We start from the raw sequence: 16,764 nt of genomic DNA, 5'->3' as shown, positions 1-16,764 counted from the left end.
CGGAGCCTGGGCACCCGCCCGCCGTCCATCGACGGGTCAGCAGCGCTGCCGCTGCCCCGTGTAGTGCACGCCGACCTTGCCCACCACGGTCAGGTCGGTCAGGGCGGTGTTCGCACCACGGGACACGTAGCACGAGTAGCGGTGCTGGTTGATGACTTCGAGGTGGATGTGGACCCCGCTGTCACCGTTGACCTGGTAGCAGCTGGACCAGCGGAAGCGGCCCGTCTCGCCGAGCTTGGTCCACGGACCGACCGAGGCGCCGACGACGATGCCACCGGGCTTTTTGTTCACGTGCATCACGTCCGCCCGGCCGAGGATCTGCCCGGTCGTGGTGTCCCGGGCCTCGAGCCCGATGCGGTAGCCGCCGTCGGCGAGATTGCGGGTCGCGCAGCCGGCCTGGACGGTGACCACCTTGACGGCGACCGGGTGCCCGGAAGCGGTCTTGGTGCCGAACGGCGAGACGATCGTGGCGCCCGGGTTGCGGTAGATGTCGACGGCCCAGTCGTTGGGGTAGCCCCAGTGGCCGAAGACGATGTGGTGCGAGGTCGGCCCGGAGAGACCGAACCGGTCCCAGGTGGACGAACCCTGGATCGGCGGATAGACGTTTACCGTGTCCGCTGCCGGATGCGCCTGTGCGGCGCCGGCCGGCGCGACCACGGCGCCGACCGCGAGCACGAGGGCGGCCATCGCAGGGGCGAGACGACGACTGAACTTCACATGATCTCCATGGCTGTCCTGGCGCAGCGGGCTCGGTGGACATCGCACCAGGAGGCGCACGAGCGGGCCTGCGCACGATCCGACGGATCTTATACCACCATCGATGGACCTCATGATCGACGTCTATCCTTCCGCCGCCGGGTTCCCCGGGCTCCTGGCGGACCTCCGGCCGGCCGCTCAGACGTACGGCCGGGTGGCGTACGCCGCCTTCAGCGCGGCCAGGCCCGTCGACTTCGGCGACAGGGTGCCCCAGCCCGAGTTGAAGTAGTTGGTCCGCACGATCCGGGGTCCCCGCTCGGCGTTGAGCTGGGCGATGGCGGCCGGGACGGTGGCGATCCAGCCCGCCTGGTCCGGCACCTCCGCCACCCGTACGCCCCACTCGGCGATGATCACCGGGCGGGAGAGGGCGACCGGGCCGAGGTCGGCCACCGCCCAGTCCTTCGCCCGGCGGAACCGGGCCAGCGCCGTGTGGGTGGGGCTGGTGGCGTAGGCGTTCCACTGGAGGAAGTCGAGCCTGGCCATCAGCGCCTCCGGGTGGGTGCGCTGGAAGCAGGCCCGGTCGAAGCCGCCCACCCCGACCGAGAACGTCGTGCCGGCGGGCAGTCGGCGGGCCTTGAACCAGTTCACGATGTACGTCATCGCCTGCACCGCGCGGGCGTCCGACTGCGCCCACGGGTAGGTGACGCCGGACTCGGTGGTGCCGAACTCGTGGTCGGTGTCCAGCTCGGAGGCAAGCTGGATGTTCACCCCGAAGCCCAGGGTCCGGTACTGGGACAGGGCGCGGGCGAAGAGCCCGTCGCAGTGCCCGGCCAGGACCTGGCTGTAGCCGTACGCCCGGGGCCAGGTCGTGCCCGGACGCTGCTGGATGGTCATCGCGGGCGCCGGGACGGTGTAGGTCACGCCGTCCACGGTGAAGGTCTGCGGCCCGGCGTCGGGCGCGCCGTAGTGCTTCAGCTCCAGCACCATGTTCATCTGCACCCCTGCCCTGCCGAGCGTGATCAGCCACGGCCGCTGGTAGCCGGGGAAGGTGTAACCGTCGGCGAAGCTGCGGTACTGGGTCAGCGAGCGGAAGTTGCCGCCCGCCATGTCGGCCTTCGGGTCGGCGCCGCCGGAGAGGTAGTAGCCGCCCAGCACCGGCGGCGCGATCGTGTAGTCGGCGGTCGCGGTGGCGGTACGCCCGCCGTTGTCACGCACCGTGACGGTGACCCGGGGCATCACGCCACCGCCCGGTAGACGGCGACGGACCCGTTGTCCGACGCCCTGGTCCAGGCGCGGCCGGAGTCGTCGGTGACGGTGAGGGTGAGCGGGTCGATGACGGCGGTGACCTTGACCGGCGCGCTGCTGTTGCCCTGCGCGTCGGTCACCACGATCGTCACGGTCACCGGCTTGGTGTCGGCGTCGCCGTAGGTGACCGTCAGGATCATCTGGTCGCCGGGTGAGTAGGTGGAGGCGTTCAGGGAGGCGGTGGCGGTGGGAGCGGCCATTGCCGGCTCCTCTCGTGCTCGGTGACCGGACCGACCGGCGCGTGACCACGGTCGGTTCCGGTTGGTGAGGATGGGTCGGGCGACGACCGGGTCGCCGGACACGCGACGGCGTGGGCCCGGGACGGGTCGTGGGTACGGCTCGCCGACCGCGCTCGTCTCGGGGTTGCCGCGCGGCTCCGGTGGCTGCCGGGATGGGGACGTCGGTGTCGGTGGCGGTGAGGCGGCTTCCGCCCGGGCGCCCGGGACGGTGACTGCCGGAGTGCGACCTCGCGGTGCGTGGGCGGCCGGCGCTGCGCTAGGCCGGGGCCGTCGCGGGGTCGGGCTCGGTGACGGCGGTGTCGGCGGGGACGGTGCTGTCCCCGCCGGGCCCTAGGAATGGGTTGTGGCCCGCCATCCGCACGCCTCTGACCTGCTACAACAGTGCGTCGCGAAGGCGTTCGGCGTCCTGTCCGTTATCGGACGGCCGGCGCGTCCGGCAGGTGACTGCGCTCCGGCCGGAATTGTGCCGGAGCTGCCCTGGCGACGACCTGCTCCGGGCTGAGCGGCGCCTTCGGGTGGTGGGACAGGCACATCGGCGTGTCCACCTTGACGAACGCGAGGCCCTCCCCGGCCACGTAGAACTGGCCGCTCTGCATGAGGCCGATGTCGGGCAGCCGCCCGCCCTTGGCCTCCGCCAACTGACGGGCCGCGTCGATCTGCGCGGGAGCGTTGAGCAGCCCGAAGAACTGCGTGGTGGCGTTGCCGGCGATCTGGTTGTGCAGCCCTTTCGGCGCCTGGGTGGCGAAGACCAACCCGAGCCCGTACTTGCGGGCCTGGGAGGCGAGGGCGATCGAGCTGGCCGTGCAGGCCGTCTGCCCGGTCGACGGGGCGAGGGTCTGTGCCTCGTCCATCACGAAGAGCCCGCCCAGCGGCCGCTCGCCCGCCGGGTGCCGCTTGATCCAGGCGAACAGGGCCATCTGGAGCTGGTTGACGAAGCCCTGCCGTTCCTGGTCCGACGTGAGCCCGACAAAGCTGATCACCGAAATGCGTGCGCGACGGCCCGGCGAGGGGGTGAGCAGCAGGCCAGGATCGGCCGGGGCGCCGGTGCCCCCGAACAGCGGATCGGTGACCATGGCGGCCTTCAGGGTCTCGGCCAGGTCCTGGGCCAGCTTGTCCGCCCGGCTCAACCGGCTCACCCCGTCGGGCAGTTCGGCGAGGAACTCGGTGAAGCCGGGCAGGCCCACCATTCCGCTCCTCGCGTACGCCTGGAGGGCTTCGGTCAGTACGGCCTTGCCCTGCTGGGCCACCTTCGTCGGCCGGTCCACCCCGGCACGCGGGGCGAGTGCCTCCACCGCCGAACGGATCGCCTGGTCGAACTCGTCCGGCGAGTCGCGGACGGGGGCGAAGTCCGGCAACGGCTGGAAGCTCAGCGGTCGACCGGCGTTGACCCGGGGCGTCCAGACCACCACCTCGGTGTGGTCGAGGTGGTCGCGTGCCCGCTCGGCGTCGCCGGGACCCCAACCGGCGGGCGGTTGCGGCCAGGGATCGCCCAGGCGGGCGAGGTCGTTGTTGGGGTCGAGCACGATCGCGGAGACGCCCTCCCGCGCGCACTCCTCGACCAGTCGCCGGATCAGCACGGTCTTACCGGAGCCGGAGCCGGCGAAGATCACCGTGTGACGGCGTAGCGACTCCAGGTCCACCGCGAACGGCCGCGCCCCGTCGGTGGTCCGCCCCAACGGGATCGAGGTTCCGTCGGCGGTGATCCTCCCGCCGTCGGCCCGCGCGTCGTCCTCGCCGCCCACCTCCGCAGTCGGCCCCTCCGACCGGGCGACCGGCCCGGCCTCCGCACGGGCCGCCCCGGCGGAGTCGCCGAGGATCGTGGCGAACAGCTGCGTGGAGCCGGCCGGTCGGCGCGCGACCAGCCACTCCTGAAGAACGGAGGCCGGTTCGCCGCTCAGCTCACGAAGTGCGGCGAACACCCGCAGGTCCGCCTCCGGGACGCCGCAGCGGACGCCGCCGGCCGCGTCGAAGGCCGCCAATACCTCGGCCGTACGCTTCCCGGTCGGCCACGGGCCGTTGCGCAGCAGCACCAGCCGCCGCTGCGGCAGCGCACGGTCGAGGCCCGCCATGGTGCAGGCCGCCTTCACCCTGGCGGTCGCCGCGATCGCGTTCGGATGGGAGATCCCGCGGAAGCACCAGTGCGCCTCGTTCTCGGTGGCCTCGTCCAGCACCTCGATGAGCCGCCCGTGCAGCGCCGGTTTGCGGCCCGGCAGAGGGTCGTGCCTGTAGCTGGCGCCGGTCGGGGACTGCTCGGCGATCCAGGCCGCCAGACCGGCGGCGAGGAGCGCCGGCATGTGTTCGTCCTCGGTGCGCGGATCGAGCGCGGCCGCCACGTCCGCCCCCGCCACCAGATCGGCGAAGCGGGCGTCGAGCTGCCGCAGGCGTGTGGCGGCACCGGTGTCCGTGTCGCGGCGTGACTTCGGGCCGATGGCGGCGCTCCCGTCCGGCGGCTCGGACCCGCCGACGACGTGGTCGCCGGCCTCGATGAGACGGTCGAGCTCGGTCACCTCGCCCAGATCCCGGCACCAGGCGACGTGCCGATCCACCCGGCGCAGCAGCGCCCGGGGCGTCAACGCCGGGGCGTCGACGAACGCCTGGGGGCTGATCGGCCAGGTCGGATACGGCGGTGCGAAACGCGGCCCGGCGAAGGCTGCGGTGAACCGCTTCGCGACGATGGCCCGACCGATCTCGGGGGTGGGAATCCGGTCGGGGAGGGTCGCCTGCCGGAACCGGTCGCCGACCGGGGTGGGTGCGCTCCTGATCAGGAGCTCCCAGGTGTCCGGCAGGCACGACACCACGATCAGCGTCCGACGGGTGACGTCACGCAGCTTCAGCAGACCGTCGGCGATGGGCCCGATGAATTTCGCCTGGGCGTCCTCCAGCCCGGCGTACTGGTCGAACATGGCCGTGCTGGTCTGGGCGAAGAGCGTGTCGAGCTGGTCGACGGCTAGCACGGTGGGATCGAGCGTCAACGCCATCAGCCGGGAGACGTCCTGGACGATCTGCTGCGGGGTACGGATCGCCGGGGTCAGCCCCCACGCCGCACGGCCGACCGGGTCACCCGGCTCGGAGATCAGATGGGCGTAGCCGACATCCTGTGCCTCGAAGTCCAGCGCGCCGTGCAGGACGAGTGCCCGCGCGGTGTCCTGGCAGTCCCGGCCGATCTCGCGATGGCGCGTCCGCAGGGCCCGCACGAAGGTGTCCAGGTGCTCCCGGGTGACCGGCTTCGTGCCGGCGACCGCGTCGCGTACTTCCGCCGGGATGCCGAGCTGGGCGGTGAGCCTCCGCAGGAACGTGCGCAGCTGGGTGCCCCAGCCGATCGCGTCCCGGCCCATGCCTTCGACCAGAGCCAGCGCAACGCTCTCCCAGAACGTCTTCCCGCTGACCATGTCGACCAGGAAGAAGTAGCCGCCCTCGCGCTGGATCCGGTCCCGCACCGCCCCGAGCAGGTGGGTCTTGCCGGCGCCGGCCCGCCCCTGCATGGCGACCCCGAGGGGAACGGTGGTGTCGTCGGTGCGGGCTTTGCCGACGCCGCGCAGGATCTCCGCAACCACCTTCTCGTGCAGCTCCGGCACGTCGTGCGGGCTGGGCCGCCACACGTCGTCGGGGGTGACCGCCGGATTGAGGCTGACCGCCTCGAGCGCGGCCCGTACGTCCTCCGGGATCATGCCGAGCCGATCGCCAGGGTGTGGTTCTCCTCGTCCCCGATGCGCACGGCAGCCGCCCGGTCCCGCGCGGTCAACGACTTGGTGTTGGCGACCGGGATGATCCGGACGCCGTCCCGGTGGACCATCGCGCGCAACGTCGCGTCGACGGTCGCGCGGTCCTGCCTGCCGAGGCGCTCGCGCAGGTCGGCGAGCCCCACCCAGGCTCCCGGCTCCCGGGCCAGCTCGTGGTAGGCGGCGCGGATCAGGGCCTCCACAGCGTCCGGCTCGGTGGCGGCCGGCGCCGGCGCGGCGCCAGGAGGCGTCAGACCGGCCGCCGGGCCTGAGGTGGCCGGCGGCTGCGTGAAGAAGTCGGCGTGGCTGAGCCCCAACCGGCTCAGCGAGCGGTGCAGGTTGGCCAGCAGGGTGAAAAGTGAACGGGTGGCTGAACCACTGCGTGCGGGCAGGCCACCGGCGTGCAGCTGCCGCATCACCCGCCACCCCTCGTCGGTCAGCTCGTGCGAGAAGGGCCGGTGGGACCGGTCGGTCTCGACCAGGCCGAGCTTGACGAGTTTGGCGTTGTCGGCGCCGGTGAGACTGAACCCGGCCAACTCCTTCAGCTCGTTGTTGGTCAGTTCGCGAGCCTCGACCATGAGCACCACAAGCGCGTTGATCTGGTTGGGCGTCAGGTGGGGAAGGTCCGCCGTGCTCGTCATGGTGCCTCTTCATCGTGGGGGTGCGTGCCGGTCAGGCGACGACGGGTCAGCAGTTGCCGGATCATGCCGACCACGGCCTGGACGTCGGACAGCACCTGCTCGTTGGTGAACCGGAGCACGTCCAGCCCGAGGAGTTGCAGCCGCACGTCACGCCGCCGGTCATTGGCGAATCTGATTCGTCCCCGATGTTCCGGGCCGTCCACCTCGACCGCAAGTCCCTCGGCCGGCCAGAAGAGGTCCAGGCGGTAGGTCTCGCCGAGCAGGTGCCAGTCGTACGTGTGGTTCCAGCGCCTCCCCCGGGCCCACTCGTGCGGCGTCAGCGCCAGCTCCAGTGCCTGCTCGGCGGCGCTGTCGCCGCGCGGCACCCCGGACAGCGGCGGAAACGTCAGTGCCGGCGGAGGCTCGCGGACGGTGTCGGAAACCCGACCCGCCTGGACCGTCAACTCGGTCAGGCTCGACGGCAGCGACACCTGAACCGACCGGATCCGGTCGACCGTCCGCAACTCTCGCCCGGCCAGCCAGACGGTCAGGCGGCCGTGCCGCACCAGCCATTCGGCGGCGGCGACCAACGCGCGTTCGGTCTCCGTGGTCAGCTCGTCGGTCAGGCCGACCAGCAGGACGCATCCCTCACGGTCGTACGCGGAGGCCATGACCCGGGCCAGGCCGGCAGCCCGTACCTCTGCCGGGAAGCGTGGCCGGCGCTGCCGATGATTCCCGCGCAGCGCGCGCTCGGCGAGGTCGGCCAGGAACGGGCCGAAGTGCTCGGAGCGTGCGGCGGCCCGCAAGGCGAGGGACCGCACCGCAGCGGCGCCCAGCGTGCCGGAACCGTCGAGCTGTTCGGCACCGGGCAACCAGCGGGGGAACAGCGTGAGCGCTGCCCGGTCCAACTCGTCGAGGATGGCGGCGAGCAGGTCGGCGAAGCCCCGGCGGGCTGGTACGTGGTACCGGACGACGACCGGAGCGGCGGCCGGTGCCGGATCGAGTCCCACGTGGAGCAACTCGGCGTCGATGCGGGGCAGGTGGCTGACCTGCCGCAGAGGAAGGGCCGCCCACCAGGCGCCGGGAGGTACGCCACTGGCCACGGCCGAGCACGTTACCGAGGATCGATCGGGCGTGCCGCCCGCCCGATCCGCTTGCCCACGCCTGCACCGCTGTGGCCGGGTACGGCCAACCGGCTGCGGCGGTGGTCCCACCCCGATGGAGAGCCGCTCTGGCCGTGTCGGGGGCGGCGGCGGGCGCGGAGTCGGCCGTACAGTGTGCCGACCGTTCTAACGAGGAGGGGTTCCGTGACCCAGCCACCACCGGTGCCGGGCCCCCCGGGTTCCGGCGAGGCGCCCGGGAGCACCGACGGTGACGATCCCGGGAGCGCGACGCCCTACCTGCTCGTCATGCCGTCCACCGAGGGCGCGCCACCGCCGATGGTGTGGCCCGGGGCGGAGGGCGCCCCTGCCTGGGCGATCCCCGTCAGCATCCCGCCCGGTACGCGCGGCTACGCGGTGTTCATCCCGCTGGTGCCGGCCGCCCCCACGGCGGCTTCGGTCGCCTCCGACCCGCCGGCCCCGGCACCGGCCGTCCCCGCCGCCGGACCGGCCGAGGCGACCGCCACGAGCATCCCGACGGTCGTCGTCGAGCCGGCGAGAAACATCCCGACGCAGACCGTCAGGATGGCGGCGGCGGACGCCGCGGCACCGACTGCCGCGCCGCCACCTGACGCCGTCAGCCCGCCGCCGGAGGGCACCGACGCCGCACCGACCACCCCCGCCCCCGCTGCGCCCACCACGAACGGCCCTACCAGCGAGGCGACTCCCGACACCGCGACGCCCGCGACTGCCACGCCGGCCCCCGTAGGAGCACCGGCCGTCACGGCGGCGGCCACCGCTGGAGCACCGGCCGCCACTGCGGCGGGCACCGGCGCATCCGCTACGCGCCCGCCGGGGACCACCCTCCAGCAGCCCGCCGCCGCGCCGCTGCCGGCGCCGTACCGGATCGGGGTGCCGGCCGGCGCGCCGGCGCCGTACCGCGGCTACCAGCCGGTCCCGCGCCCGCCGTCGTTCCTCGACACACGCTGGCCGGGGCCCGCGCCCGCCCAGGACCGGGCCGTACCACTCGCGGTCCTCGCCGGAGCGCTGGGCCTGGCGTTCTTCGTACCGCTCACCCGCACCGGCATCGGCTGGTTCCTCGGCTGGCTCGCCCTGACCGTCGCGGTGGTCCTCGCGGTCCGGCGGACGGGCGCGGAGCTGCCGCGCGCCGACCGGCTGATCCGTGCCGGCTGGGCGACGGCGTCCCTGACGCTGCTGTCGGTCCTGGCCTTCCGCAACGCCTGGTGGCTGGTGACGTTCTGCGTGCTCGGCGCGCTCGCCTGCGCGGCCCTCGCGATCGTGGGCGGCCGACTCATCCGCTCGATCCTGTTCAGCCTGGTGGCGGCGCCGTTCGCGGCGTTCCGGGGGCAGCCGTGGGTACGTGGGCACCTGCACGCCCCGGCGAACCCCCACCTGGCCCGTCGGGTCGTCGGGTCGGCCGCGGCCACCGTGGCCGTTCTGATCGTCTTCGGCGCGCTCCTGTCCTCGGCCGACGGCGCCTTCTCCGTGATGCTCGGCGGGCTGATTCCCGAGGTCAACGGCGGCGCGGCGTTCCGCTGGATCCTCCTCGCCGCCGTGGGCGCGCTCTGCGCCGTCGCCGCCGTCTACACGCTGGCCGCGCCGCCCGACCTGTCGACGGTGGACCGGCCCGGCACGCGCCGCTTCGGCCTCGTGGAGTGGGCGCCGGTCATCAGCGCCCTGACGCTGCTCTTCGGCGGCTTCGTGGCGGTGCAGTTCACCGTTTTGTTCGGTGGGCAGCGACACGTGCTGCGCACCGCCGGCCTCAGCTACGCCGAGTACGCGCGCAGCGGGTTCTGGCAGCTCGTCGTCGTCACCATGCTGACGCTGGCCGTGCTCGGCGGGGTGGCCCGCTGGGCGCGACGGGACCGGGCCGTCGAGCGCCACCTGCTGCGGGTCCTGCTGGGCCTGCTCAGCGTGCTCAGCTTCGTCATCGTGGGGTCGGCGCTGTCCCGCATGTACACGTACCAGAAGGCGTACAGCTTCACCGGCGAGCGGCTCTTCGTGATGGCGTTCGAGCTGCTGCTCGGCACCGTGTTCCTGATGATCCTGGTGGCCGGGCTCCGCTGGCGCGGCGCCTGGATCCCCGGCACGACGGTGGCGCTCGCCGTGGTGATGCTGCTGGGCCTGGCCGTGCTCAACCCGGAGGACTACGCCGCCCGCCGCAACATCGCCCGGTACGAGCAGACGGGGAAGATCGACGCCTGGTACCTGCGGGCGCTCTCGGCCGACGCGACGCCGGCCCTGGCGGGCCTGCCCGATCCGGTGCGCCGCTGCACGCTGAGCTGGGTCGCCAAGGACCTCGACGAGTCGGACCCCTGGCACGCCTGGAACCTGGGCCGGATCCGGGCGCGCGCGGCGCTCGACCGGGCCGGGCCGGGCGCGGTCGGCGGTCCACGCGACTGCCGGGCCGCCGACCAGTTCGACCTGCCGAAGCGCCGCCGCTGACGGACCCGCCGTCCCCGGGTCGGTCCGGGGACGGCGGGACCGCCGGGTCGGTGGGCCGGGTGCGTCCGCCGGGTGCCGGTCGGGTCACCAGGGCTCGGGGATGCCCACCGCGAGGCAGCGCTGGGTGCCGGGGACCGGCTGGTAGCAGGCGGACGCCTCCAGGTTGTTGGTCAGGTCGGAGCGGGAGAAGGACGTGCTGCCGCCGTTGACGCAGGTGCCGCCGCTGGTCGACACACCGCCGGTGACCTTGGCCGTGGCGCAGCCGACCGTGGCGGCGGTCTTCTCCACCGTGTTCAGCGAGGAACGCTGGTCCGCGTACTGGTGGGCGCCGTAGCCCGTCAGCCGCACGCCGGGACGGGTGACCGTGTACTGGAACGCCGTCGACGTGTAGTACGACCAGCTGGCGCCGGTGCCCACGGTGCGCAGCTCCGGATCGGCGGACGAACCGGGAACGAACATGGCGAAGCCCTTGTCGTGGGTGCTCGTGCCCGCGACCATCCGGTAGACGATCACCAGCAGCCCCTGGCTGTAGCTGCCGGTGGAGTAGGTCAGGTAGCTGCCGCTGCCGCAGGTGGTCCGGTCGGCGATGTAGCCGACGCCGTTGGCGTAGAGCATCACCCTGGCGCAGCGGCCGTCGTCGGCGGTGTCCTCGATCGTGCCGACCGTGGTGCTGGTGCCTGAGTTGTCGGTGGCGTAGCCGGTCAGCCGGACGCCGGGCAGCGTGCCGGCGTACTGGTAGGCGGTGGGATGGTAGTAGCTCCACGAGGCCGACCAGCCGCTGCCGGAGGGCAGCGCGAGCGCCGGCGAGGCGGGCAGCAGTGCGGCGACCAGCGCGGCGGCCAGGGCCGCGAACAGCGTCGACCGCCATCGGAAACGGGCCTTCATCGGTCCTCCGATCTCCACGACGGGCGGGACACCCGGCGTCACGGATCAGGTTGACCGAGGACGTCGGCGGCGGGTACCGCTGGGTCTCGAAGCGGACAGCCGGACGGCCTCACCCGGCTGCGCGCCGCCGACCGCGCAGGCCCGGCGGGCGGTCAGGCCGGCGCCGCGCCCCGGACGGCCCAGGCCCGGGCGGTGAGCCGGATCGAGCCGTCCGGCGCCACGGGCAGGCGGGCCGCGATCAGGTCGCGCAGGCGGGCGCGTTGCGGCGCCGTCAGGGAGGCGACGTACGAGGGGGCGGGGCCCTGCCCGCCCAGGAACGGCGTCCAGTAGTCGTCGACGTCCGCGAACACCGTGGGCACGTCGACGGGCCGGAGCGCCACCGCCGTCAGGCCCGCGTCGGTCCACATCCCGCGCAGGGACTCCGGGTCGCACCCCGCGAACCGGCGGCCCTCGTCCCGTTCGGCCACGGCCGGGTCGAGCAGGGCGGCGGCGTCCCAGAAGTGCCGCAGCAGCGCCATGCCGCCGGCGTAGTCCCAGACGTAGGCGGCGGCCACCCCGCCGGGGCGGACGACCCGGGCGAACTCGGCGACGGCGCGCGCCGGCTCGGGCACGAAGTTGACCGCGAGGCCGCTGACGACGACGTCGACGCAGCGGTCCGGCAGGGGCAGCGCCCGGGCATCGCCGACCTGGAAGGCCGCCCGTTCGTCGCGGACGGCCGCGCGGGCGTACGCGACGAAGCCCGGCGAGCTGTCGACGCCCGAGACGTACGCCGGGTCTCCCAGTGCCAGCACGGTCGACGTGAGCGCCCCCGTGCCGCAGCCCACGTCCAGCCAGCGGCGGCCCGGTGGCACGGCCAGCCAACGCAGGAACTCCCCCGCGACGGGCCGGCTCCACCGGCCCACGTACGCCTCGTATGCCTTGCCGTCCGCCCAGACCGGGTGCGCCATGCGGAGACGATACGACGCCCCCGGCATGCCGGACCGACCGCAGGCCAGGGCCGGTGGGGCTGGTTCGCACCGATTTGCCTCGATGAGCCAGACTCGGTCGTACCCCTGCCTGCCCCGACGGCTCCCGACGCACCCCCGTACCCCTCGCCCGATGGTTGGAGCGCATGTCCCACACCCTCCTCGCCTGGTTGGTCGGCGGCGTCCTGCTCGTGGGCGCGGGCTTCGCGACGACCCTGCTGCCCCGGTGGCGGGCGCGGGGGCGGGAGCGCCGGACCGCCTGGTCCGCCGCCCGCGCGGCCATCGACAGCGCGGCCGTCAGCCGGGACGCGGCGGCGAGCCGGGTGCCGCGGGCCGAGCAGTTGCTGGCCCGCGCCGAGTCGATCGCCGCCGGGCGCGGCGGGGCGTCCGCAGCCCGGGACGCGGCGCAACACGCGAGGGAGGCCGACCGGCTGTGGCGCACGCACCAGTGAAACCCCGCAGGCACTACCGGTACGAGCTGCTGCGCTGGTCGCTGCTCGGCGTCGCCGTGATCGTCCTGGTCGTCTTCCTGCTCGCCCAGCGGCAGAGCGTCGACGTCAGCTACGGCCGGTCGCCGGCCGCCCCGGCGAAGATCGACGAGGGCTCGGCGGGTGAGCTGAGCGACGCGAGCGTGCCCTCGGTGGACGAGATGACCGCGCTGGTGGCCGCCGAACCCGTGGTGCGGCTCCCCGGCGCGACCGCACGCTGGAACGAGCAGCGGGTCCGCGAGGCCGCCGGTGCCGAACCCGTCCGCATCCTGGTCGCGCCGCCCGGGCTCGACGAGGACGAACGCAAACGGGTACGGGAGGTGAAGAACGCAACCGTCCGGGTGATCGGCACCGAGGTCAGCGGCAGCATCTACCAGGCCGTACCCGACACCCTGCCCGGCTGGCGCGCCCAGTTCGCCACCGCCGATGTGACAGGCATGCTGGTGGCGTTGATCGCCGCGCTGCGGGACGCGCCCGACCCGCCCGAGCACGACGAGCTGCGGTGGCGTGACCCGACCGACCGGGAGCTGGCCGCCGTCGCCGCCGACCTGCGGGCCACCGGCCTGCACCTCGCGGCCGGGGCCACGCTGACCGACGTCCCCGACAAGGCCGCGCGCAACGCCTTCCCGGACGGCGCCCGGTACGTGGCGCTGCCCGCGCAGCCGTTCGGCCAGCCGGTGCCCCGGTACGGTCCGGCGCTGGCCGAGTTGTTCCCGGGCACGCCGATCGTCGTGATGTACGGCCTCTGGATCGAGTACCACGGCCCGGCGGCCGACGACTTCGCGGAGCTGGCCGGGGCCAGTTTCTACGGTCAGTTCGGCGGCCGGCTGAGCCGGTACGACTACCCCCAGGGCAACATCCTGACGGCGTACCTGAACCGGGTCACCGACCTGCGCTACTCGGGGCTGTTCGACCGTCCGCTGCCGTACCGGCCGATCGACCCGCTGCGGGTGGCGCTGCCCGCCCTGCCGTGGCTCTTCGCGGGCTGCGTGGCGACGTTCCTGATCCTCTCGGTCCGGTCGCTGCGCCGGTCGGACGCCCTGGTGGTCCGGCGGGGCGACCCCGGGCGGGGCGGAACACCCGCCCGGTTGGCCGGTCTCACCTCGCTCGCCGTCGAGATGTCCCTGCTCACCGACGCCCGCAGCGATCCGGCGCTGACCCGGGGCATCGTCAAGCTCCAGGCCGCCCGCGCCGCGCTGGACGAGGGGCTGTCGGACCGCCACGTGCGGACGTTGCTGGACGAGGCGGCCGACGAGCTGGACGACGGCGCCCGGACGTTGGGCATCGCCAGCTACCGCCCGCACCTCTACCTCCGGGGCAGGTTGTCGTGAGCCAGTCCGTACGACGTCGGCTCGCCGACCTGTTCGGCACGCCCTTCGGCGTCGCCGTCCTGGCCTGCCTGGCGCTGGCCGGCTGGGCGTTGTGGACCGGCGGGGCGCTGGACGGCCCGGTCGCCCGCCACGTGCGCGCCTCCTCCGTGTACGTCGCGCCGGGCGTCGAGCTGGACCGCGCGGCGGCCGAACGGATCATCGGCAACCGCCGGCTGGTCGTGCTGATGCTGGCACCGGGCGCCGACCTCAGGCAGGGCTGCCGCCAGGTCGAGCGCGCCGCCGACGGGACCGTCGTGCTGGTGATGAGCCGCGACGGCGACGAGTACGACACCTACGGGTGCGCGCTGCTGCCCGGGCGCGACGACGGGAACTTCGGCCGGGCCTTCGTGGCGGAGATGGCCGTCAGCCGGGGCGTCGACACCTTCGCCGACCGCCCCCTGGAGGCGCTGAAGGTCGTCACCGTCAACTACGACCTGCTGGTGAAGGCCGGCACCGTTCCCGACGGCGCGCGGACGATCAGCCCGTCGCTGCCCCGCTTCCTGCTCGCCGCCGCGGCGATCGTGGCCGTCGTCGCCGGGGCGACGGTGCTCTACGTCGGTGGCCGCCGCGCGGGCCGGCTCGCGGACGCCCGTCGCCGCCGCCGCGACGACAACGCCGACGCCCGCAGCGCGCTCGGCGCCGCCGCCGCCGTGCTCGCCCAGCAGATCATCGACCTCGACCGGTGGTACGCCATGGCGCAGCGCCAGGCCTACGTCGACGGCGCCAAGGAGACGTTCGGCAGGAAGTACCTGGCGCTGACGTCGGACTACGCCGCGCTGCTCGAACACGTGACGGCCGTGGACACGGACGACGAGGACGCCGTACGCCGACTCGTCGAACGCGTCGACGCGTTGAGCGGGCGCGCGGCGGCGCTCACCGGCGGCCGGATCGGCTGACACCGCGTCGTTCACGGCGGTGCCGGCCGTAGGGCGTCGGGTGTCTCCTGGTTGCGGAACCGACGGCGATGCTCGGTTGGGGTGACGCCGCCGACCCGCAGGAAGGCGCGGCGCATCGTCTCGGCGGAGCCGAAGCCGCAGGCGCGGGCGATGGACGCGACGCCGGCGTTTCCCGTCTCGAGCAGCGCGCGTGCCGCGTGCACCCGCATCCGTTCGACGTACCGGGCCGGAGTGGTGCCGATGCCGCGACGGAACAGCCGGGTCAGGTGGCGCTCGCTGACCGCGGCGCGGGCCGCCATCGCCGCGAGGCTGTGATCGCCCGACGGTTCCGCCACGACCGCGTCGAGCACCCGGCGCAGGACCGGTTCACGCGGCGCGGGCCCGGCGCCCGGGGCGTCGAACTGCGCCTGGCCACCGGGCCGCTGGAGGAACACGACCAGCTGCTTTGCGACGGTCCGCGCCCGGGCCACGCCGAGGTCCTCGGCCACGAGGGCGAGCGCGAGGTCGATGCCCGCGGTCACCCCGGCCGAGGTGGCGACCGGGCCGTCCCGGACACAGATGGCGTCGGGTTGCACCGCCACGCGCGGAAACCGTTCCGCCAGCTCGGCGCAGGCCGCCCAGTGGGTGGTGGCCCGCCGCCCCTCCAGCAGGCCCGCCTCGGCCAGCACCAGCGCCCCCGTGCAGACCGAGGCGACCCGCCGGGCCGCCAGGCCGATCCGCCGCACCTGCTCGACGACGGTGGTGGGTGGGCGGTGGCCGGCCGCCGGGCCGTAGCCCGCGACCATCAGCGTGTCGACGGGGGTACGGACCTCCGGCAGCGCCAGGTCGACCCCCAACGGCACGCCGACGTCGGTGTGCACCGGTCTCCCGTCGGGCGACGCGAGCCGCGTCCGGTAGCCGCCGGAGCCGTTCAGGACCTGGACCGGTCCCGCCACGTCCAGCAGGACCGCGCCGTCCCACACCGCGAGGACGATCTCGTGCCCGTTCTCTGCCGTCACACACTGTAGGTCCGCCGTACCGGCCGGCTGGTTCCCGTGGGCGGCCCCTTCGGCACGTACGGAGCGGGATGCGGCGACGGACCCGCCGATACGGACCGGAGTCCCTCGCATCCGGACCTGCCGCGCGGCCCGCGGAACCAGGTCGGCGGCGTGACCGACCACCGGGACATGCGCAAGCTCAGCTCGACCGAAGGGGGCAATCGATGTTCAACCTGGACGTGAACCGACGGACGGTGTTGCGGGCGGCGGTGGCCGGCGGGGCCGGTGTCGGCCTAACCGGGGTCGGCCTGGGTGATCCGGCCCGGGCGGAGCGGCCCACCGACCCGGACGGGTCCGCCCGGGGACCACGCATCGCGATCCTGCTCTTCGACGGGATCGCCCCCATCGACGCGATCGGCCCGTACGAGGTGCTGTCCCGGATCCCGGGCGCCTCCGTGGTGACCGTCGGCAAGCGGACCGGCCCGGTCCGGACCGACAACGGCGTGCTCACCCTCGGGGTGGACCGCACGCTCAGCCAGGTGCGCCGGGCCGACGTGCTGCTGGTGCCCGGAGGCAACATCCGTGGCGTGCAGACCGATCCCGACACGATCCGCTGGATCCAGCGCATCCACCGGCACACGACCTGGACCGTCTCGGTCTGCACTGGCGCCCTGATCCTGGGCACGGCCGGCCTGCTGCGCGGGCTGCCGGCGACGACGTACTGGAGCCTGCGGGACCACCTCGCCCAGTTCGGCGCGACCTTCGTCCCGGGCCGCTACGTCGAGGCGGGCCGGATCATGACCGCCGCCGGCATGTCCGCCGGCATCGACATGTCCCTGCACCTCGCCGCGAAGATCGCCGGTGAACGGATCGCGCAGGCGCTCCAACTGGTCGTCGAGTACGACCCCCACCCGCCGTTCGACACGGGCAGCCCCGAGAAGGCCGGCCCGGAACTGATGCGTCTGGCGCTGGAACTGCTGGGGCAGCCCGCGCCCCGCTGACGGCAGCACGAGCGGGGCCCGTACCCGTCGGCCCAGG

14 protein-coding genes are annotated in these 16,764 nt (G+C 73.9%); 5 read left to right on the top strand and 9 right to left on the bottom strand.

Annotated elements, in window-relative coordinates; all coding sequences use genetic code 11:
- Positions 1-36 precede the first annotated feature (36 nt).
- The 6 genes from EV374_RS18815 to EV374_RS18790 all read right to left on the bottom strand — a co-directional run bounded on the left by EV374_RS18815 (position 37) and on the right by EV374_RS18790 (position 7,682).
- Positions 37-717 (bottom strand): hypothetical protein, encoded by a 681-nt coding sequence (locus EV374_RS18815; RefSeq protein ID WP_207914351.1) that lies wholly within the window; start codon positions 715-717, stop codon positions 37-39.
- A 177-nt stretch (positions 718-894) separates the two neighbouring features.
- A complete protein-coding gene (locus EV374_RS18810) occupies positions 895-1,932 on the bottom strand; it encodes a hypothetical protein (RefSeq protein WP_132237136.1) in 1,038 nt (345 codons plus the stop codon).
- Entirely contained in the window at positions 1,932-2,201 is a 270-nt protein-coding gene (locus tag EV374_RS18805; protein WP_132237134.1) for a hypothetical protein, read from the bottom strand. The genes EV374_RS18810 and EV374_RS18805 overlap by 1 nt, the downstream gene beginning before the upstream one ends.
- Before the next feature lie 452 nt (positions 2,202-2,653).
- Positions 2,654-5,908 (bottom strand): helicase HerA domain-containing protein, encoded by a 3,255-nt coding sequence (locus EV374_RS18800; protein WP_132237132.1) that lies wholly within the window; start codon positions 5,906-5,908, stop codon positions 2,654-2,656.
- Positions 5,905-6,600, bottom strand: coding sequence for a hypothetical protein (locus EV374_RS18795; protein ID WP_132237130.1), 696 nt, complete (start codon positions 6,598-6,600; stop codon positions 5,905-5,907). The genes EV374_RS18800 and EV374_RS18795 overlap by 4 nt, the downstream gene beginning before the upstream one ends.
- Positions 6,597-7,682 (bottom strand): DUF559 domain-containing protein, encoded by a 1,086-nt coding sequence (locus tag EV374_RS18790; protein WP_132237128.1) that lies wholly within the window; start codon positions 7,680-7,682, stop codon positions 6,597-6,599. Before EV374_RS18790 ends, EV374_RS18795 begins: the two co-directional genes overlap by 4 nt.
- Positions 7,683-7,886: 204 nt before the next feature.
- Here EV374_RS18790 and EV374_RS18785 point away from each other — a divergent pair, with 204 nt between their 5' ends.
- Positions 7,887-10,145, top strand: a complete 2,259-nt coding sequence (locus EV374_RS18785; protein ID WP_486485837.1) for a DUF4153 domain-containing protein — start codon at positions 7,887-7,889, stop codon at positions 10,143-10,145.
- 84 nt (positions 10,146-10,229) lie between these two features.
- Here the strand turns inward: EV374_RS18785 and EV374_RS18780 are convergent, their stop codons facing one another.
- Positions 10,230-11,030, bottom strand: a complete 801-nt coding sequence (locus tag EV374_RS18780) for a hypothetical protein (protein WP_132237126.1) — start codon at positions 11,028-11,030, stop codon at positions 10,230-10,232.
- Positions 11,031-11,182: 152 nt separating this feature from the next.
- Positions 11,183-11,977, bottom strand: a complete 795-nt coding sequence (locus tag EV374_RS18775) for a class I SAM-dependent methyltransferase (RefSeq protein WP_132237124.1) — start codon at positions 11,975-11,977, stop codon at positions 11,183-11,185.
- Positions 11,978-12,141: 164 nt separating this feature from the next.
- On the opposite strand from EV374_RS18775, the gene EV374_RS18770 reads away from it, so the two are divergent.
- From EV374_RS18770 to EV374_RS18760, 3 genes are read left to right on the top strand one after another with little or no spacing between them, the layout of a single operon-like run.
- Positions 12,142-12,447, top strand: a complete 306-nt coding sequence (locus EV374_RS18770; protein WP_132237122.1) for a DUF6403 family protein — start codon at positions 12,142-12,144, stop codon at positions 12,445-12,447.
- The gene (locus EV374_RS18765; protein ID WP_486485836.1) at positions 12,429-13,814 is read left to right on the top strand and encodes a hypothetical protein; all 1,386 of its coding nucleotides are present in this window, start codon (positions 12,429-12,431) and stop codon (positions 13,812-13,814) included. The genes EV374_RS18770 and EV374_RS18765 overlap by 19 nt, the downstream gene beginning before the upstream one ends.
- Positions 13,811-14,749: a hypothetical protein gene (locus EV374_RS18760; RefSeq protein ID WP_132237120.1), complete on the top strand. Its 939-nt coding sequence runs from the start codon at positions 13,811-13,813 to the stop codon at positions 14,747-14,749. Before EV374_RS18765 ends, EV374_RS18760 begins: the two co-directional genes overlap by 4 nt.
- 11 nt (positions 14,750-14,760) lie before the next feature.
- On the opposite strand, the gene EV374_RS18755 is transcribed toward EV374_RS18760, so the two are convergent.
- Entirely contained in the window at positions 14,761-15,747 is a 987-nt protein-coding gene (locus EV374_RS18755; protein WP_486485835.1) for a GlxA family transcriptional regulator, read from the bottom strand.
- A 203-nt stretch (positions 15,748-15,950) separates the two neighbouring features.
- On the opposite strand from EV374_RS18755, the gene EV374_RS18750 reads away from it, so the two are divergent.
- Complete coding sequence (locus tag EV374_RS18750; RefSeq protein ID WP_132237116.1) at positions 15,951-16,727, top strand: DJ-1/PfpI family protein; 777 nt, start codon at positions 15,951-15,953, stop codon at positions 16,725-16,727.
- The last annotated feature ends 37 nt before the right edge of the window (positions 16,728-16,764 follow it).

Source organism: Micromonospora sp. CNZ303 (genome assembly GCF_004345505.1).
Note: the sequence above shows the minus strand (reverse complement) of the source record. Positions and strands in the feature narration are given on the sequence as shown.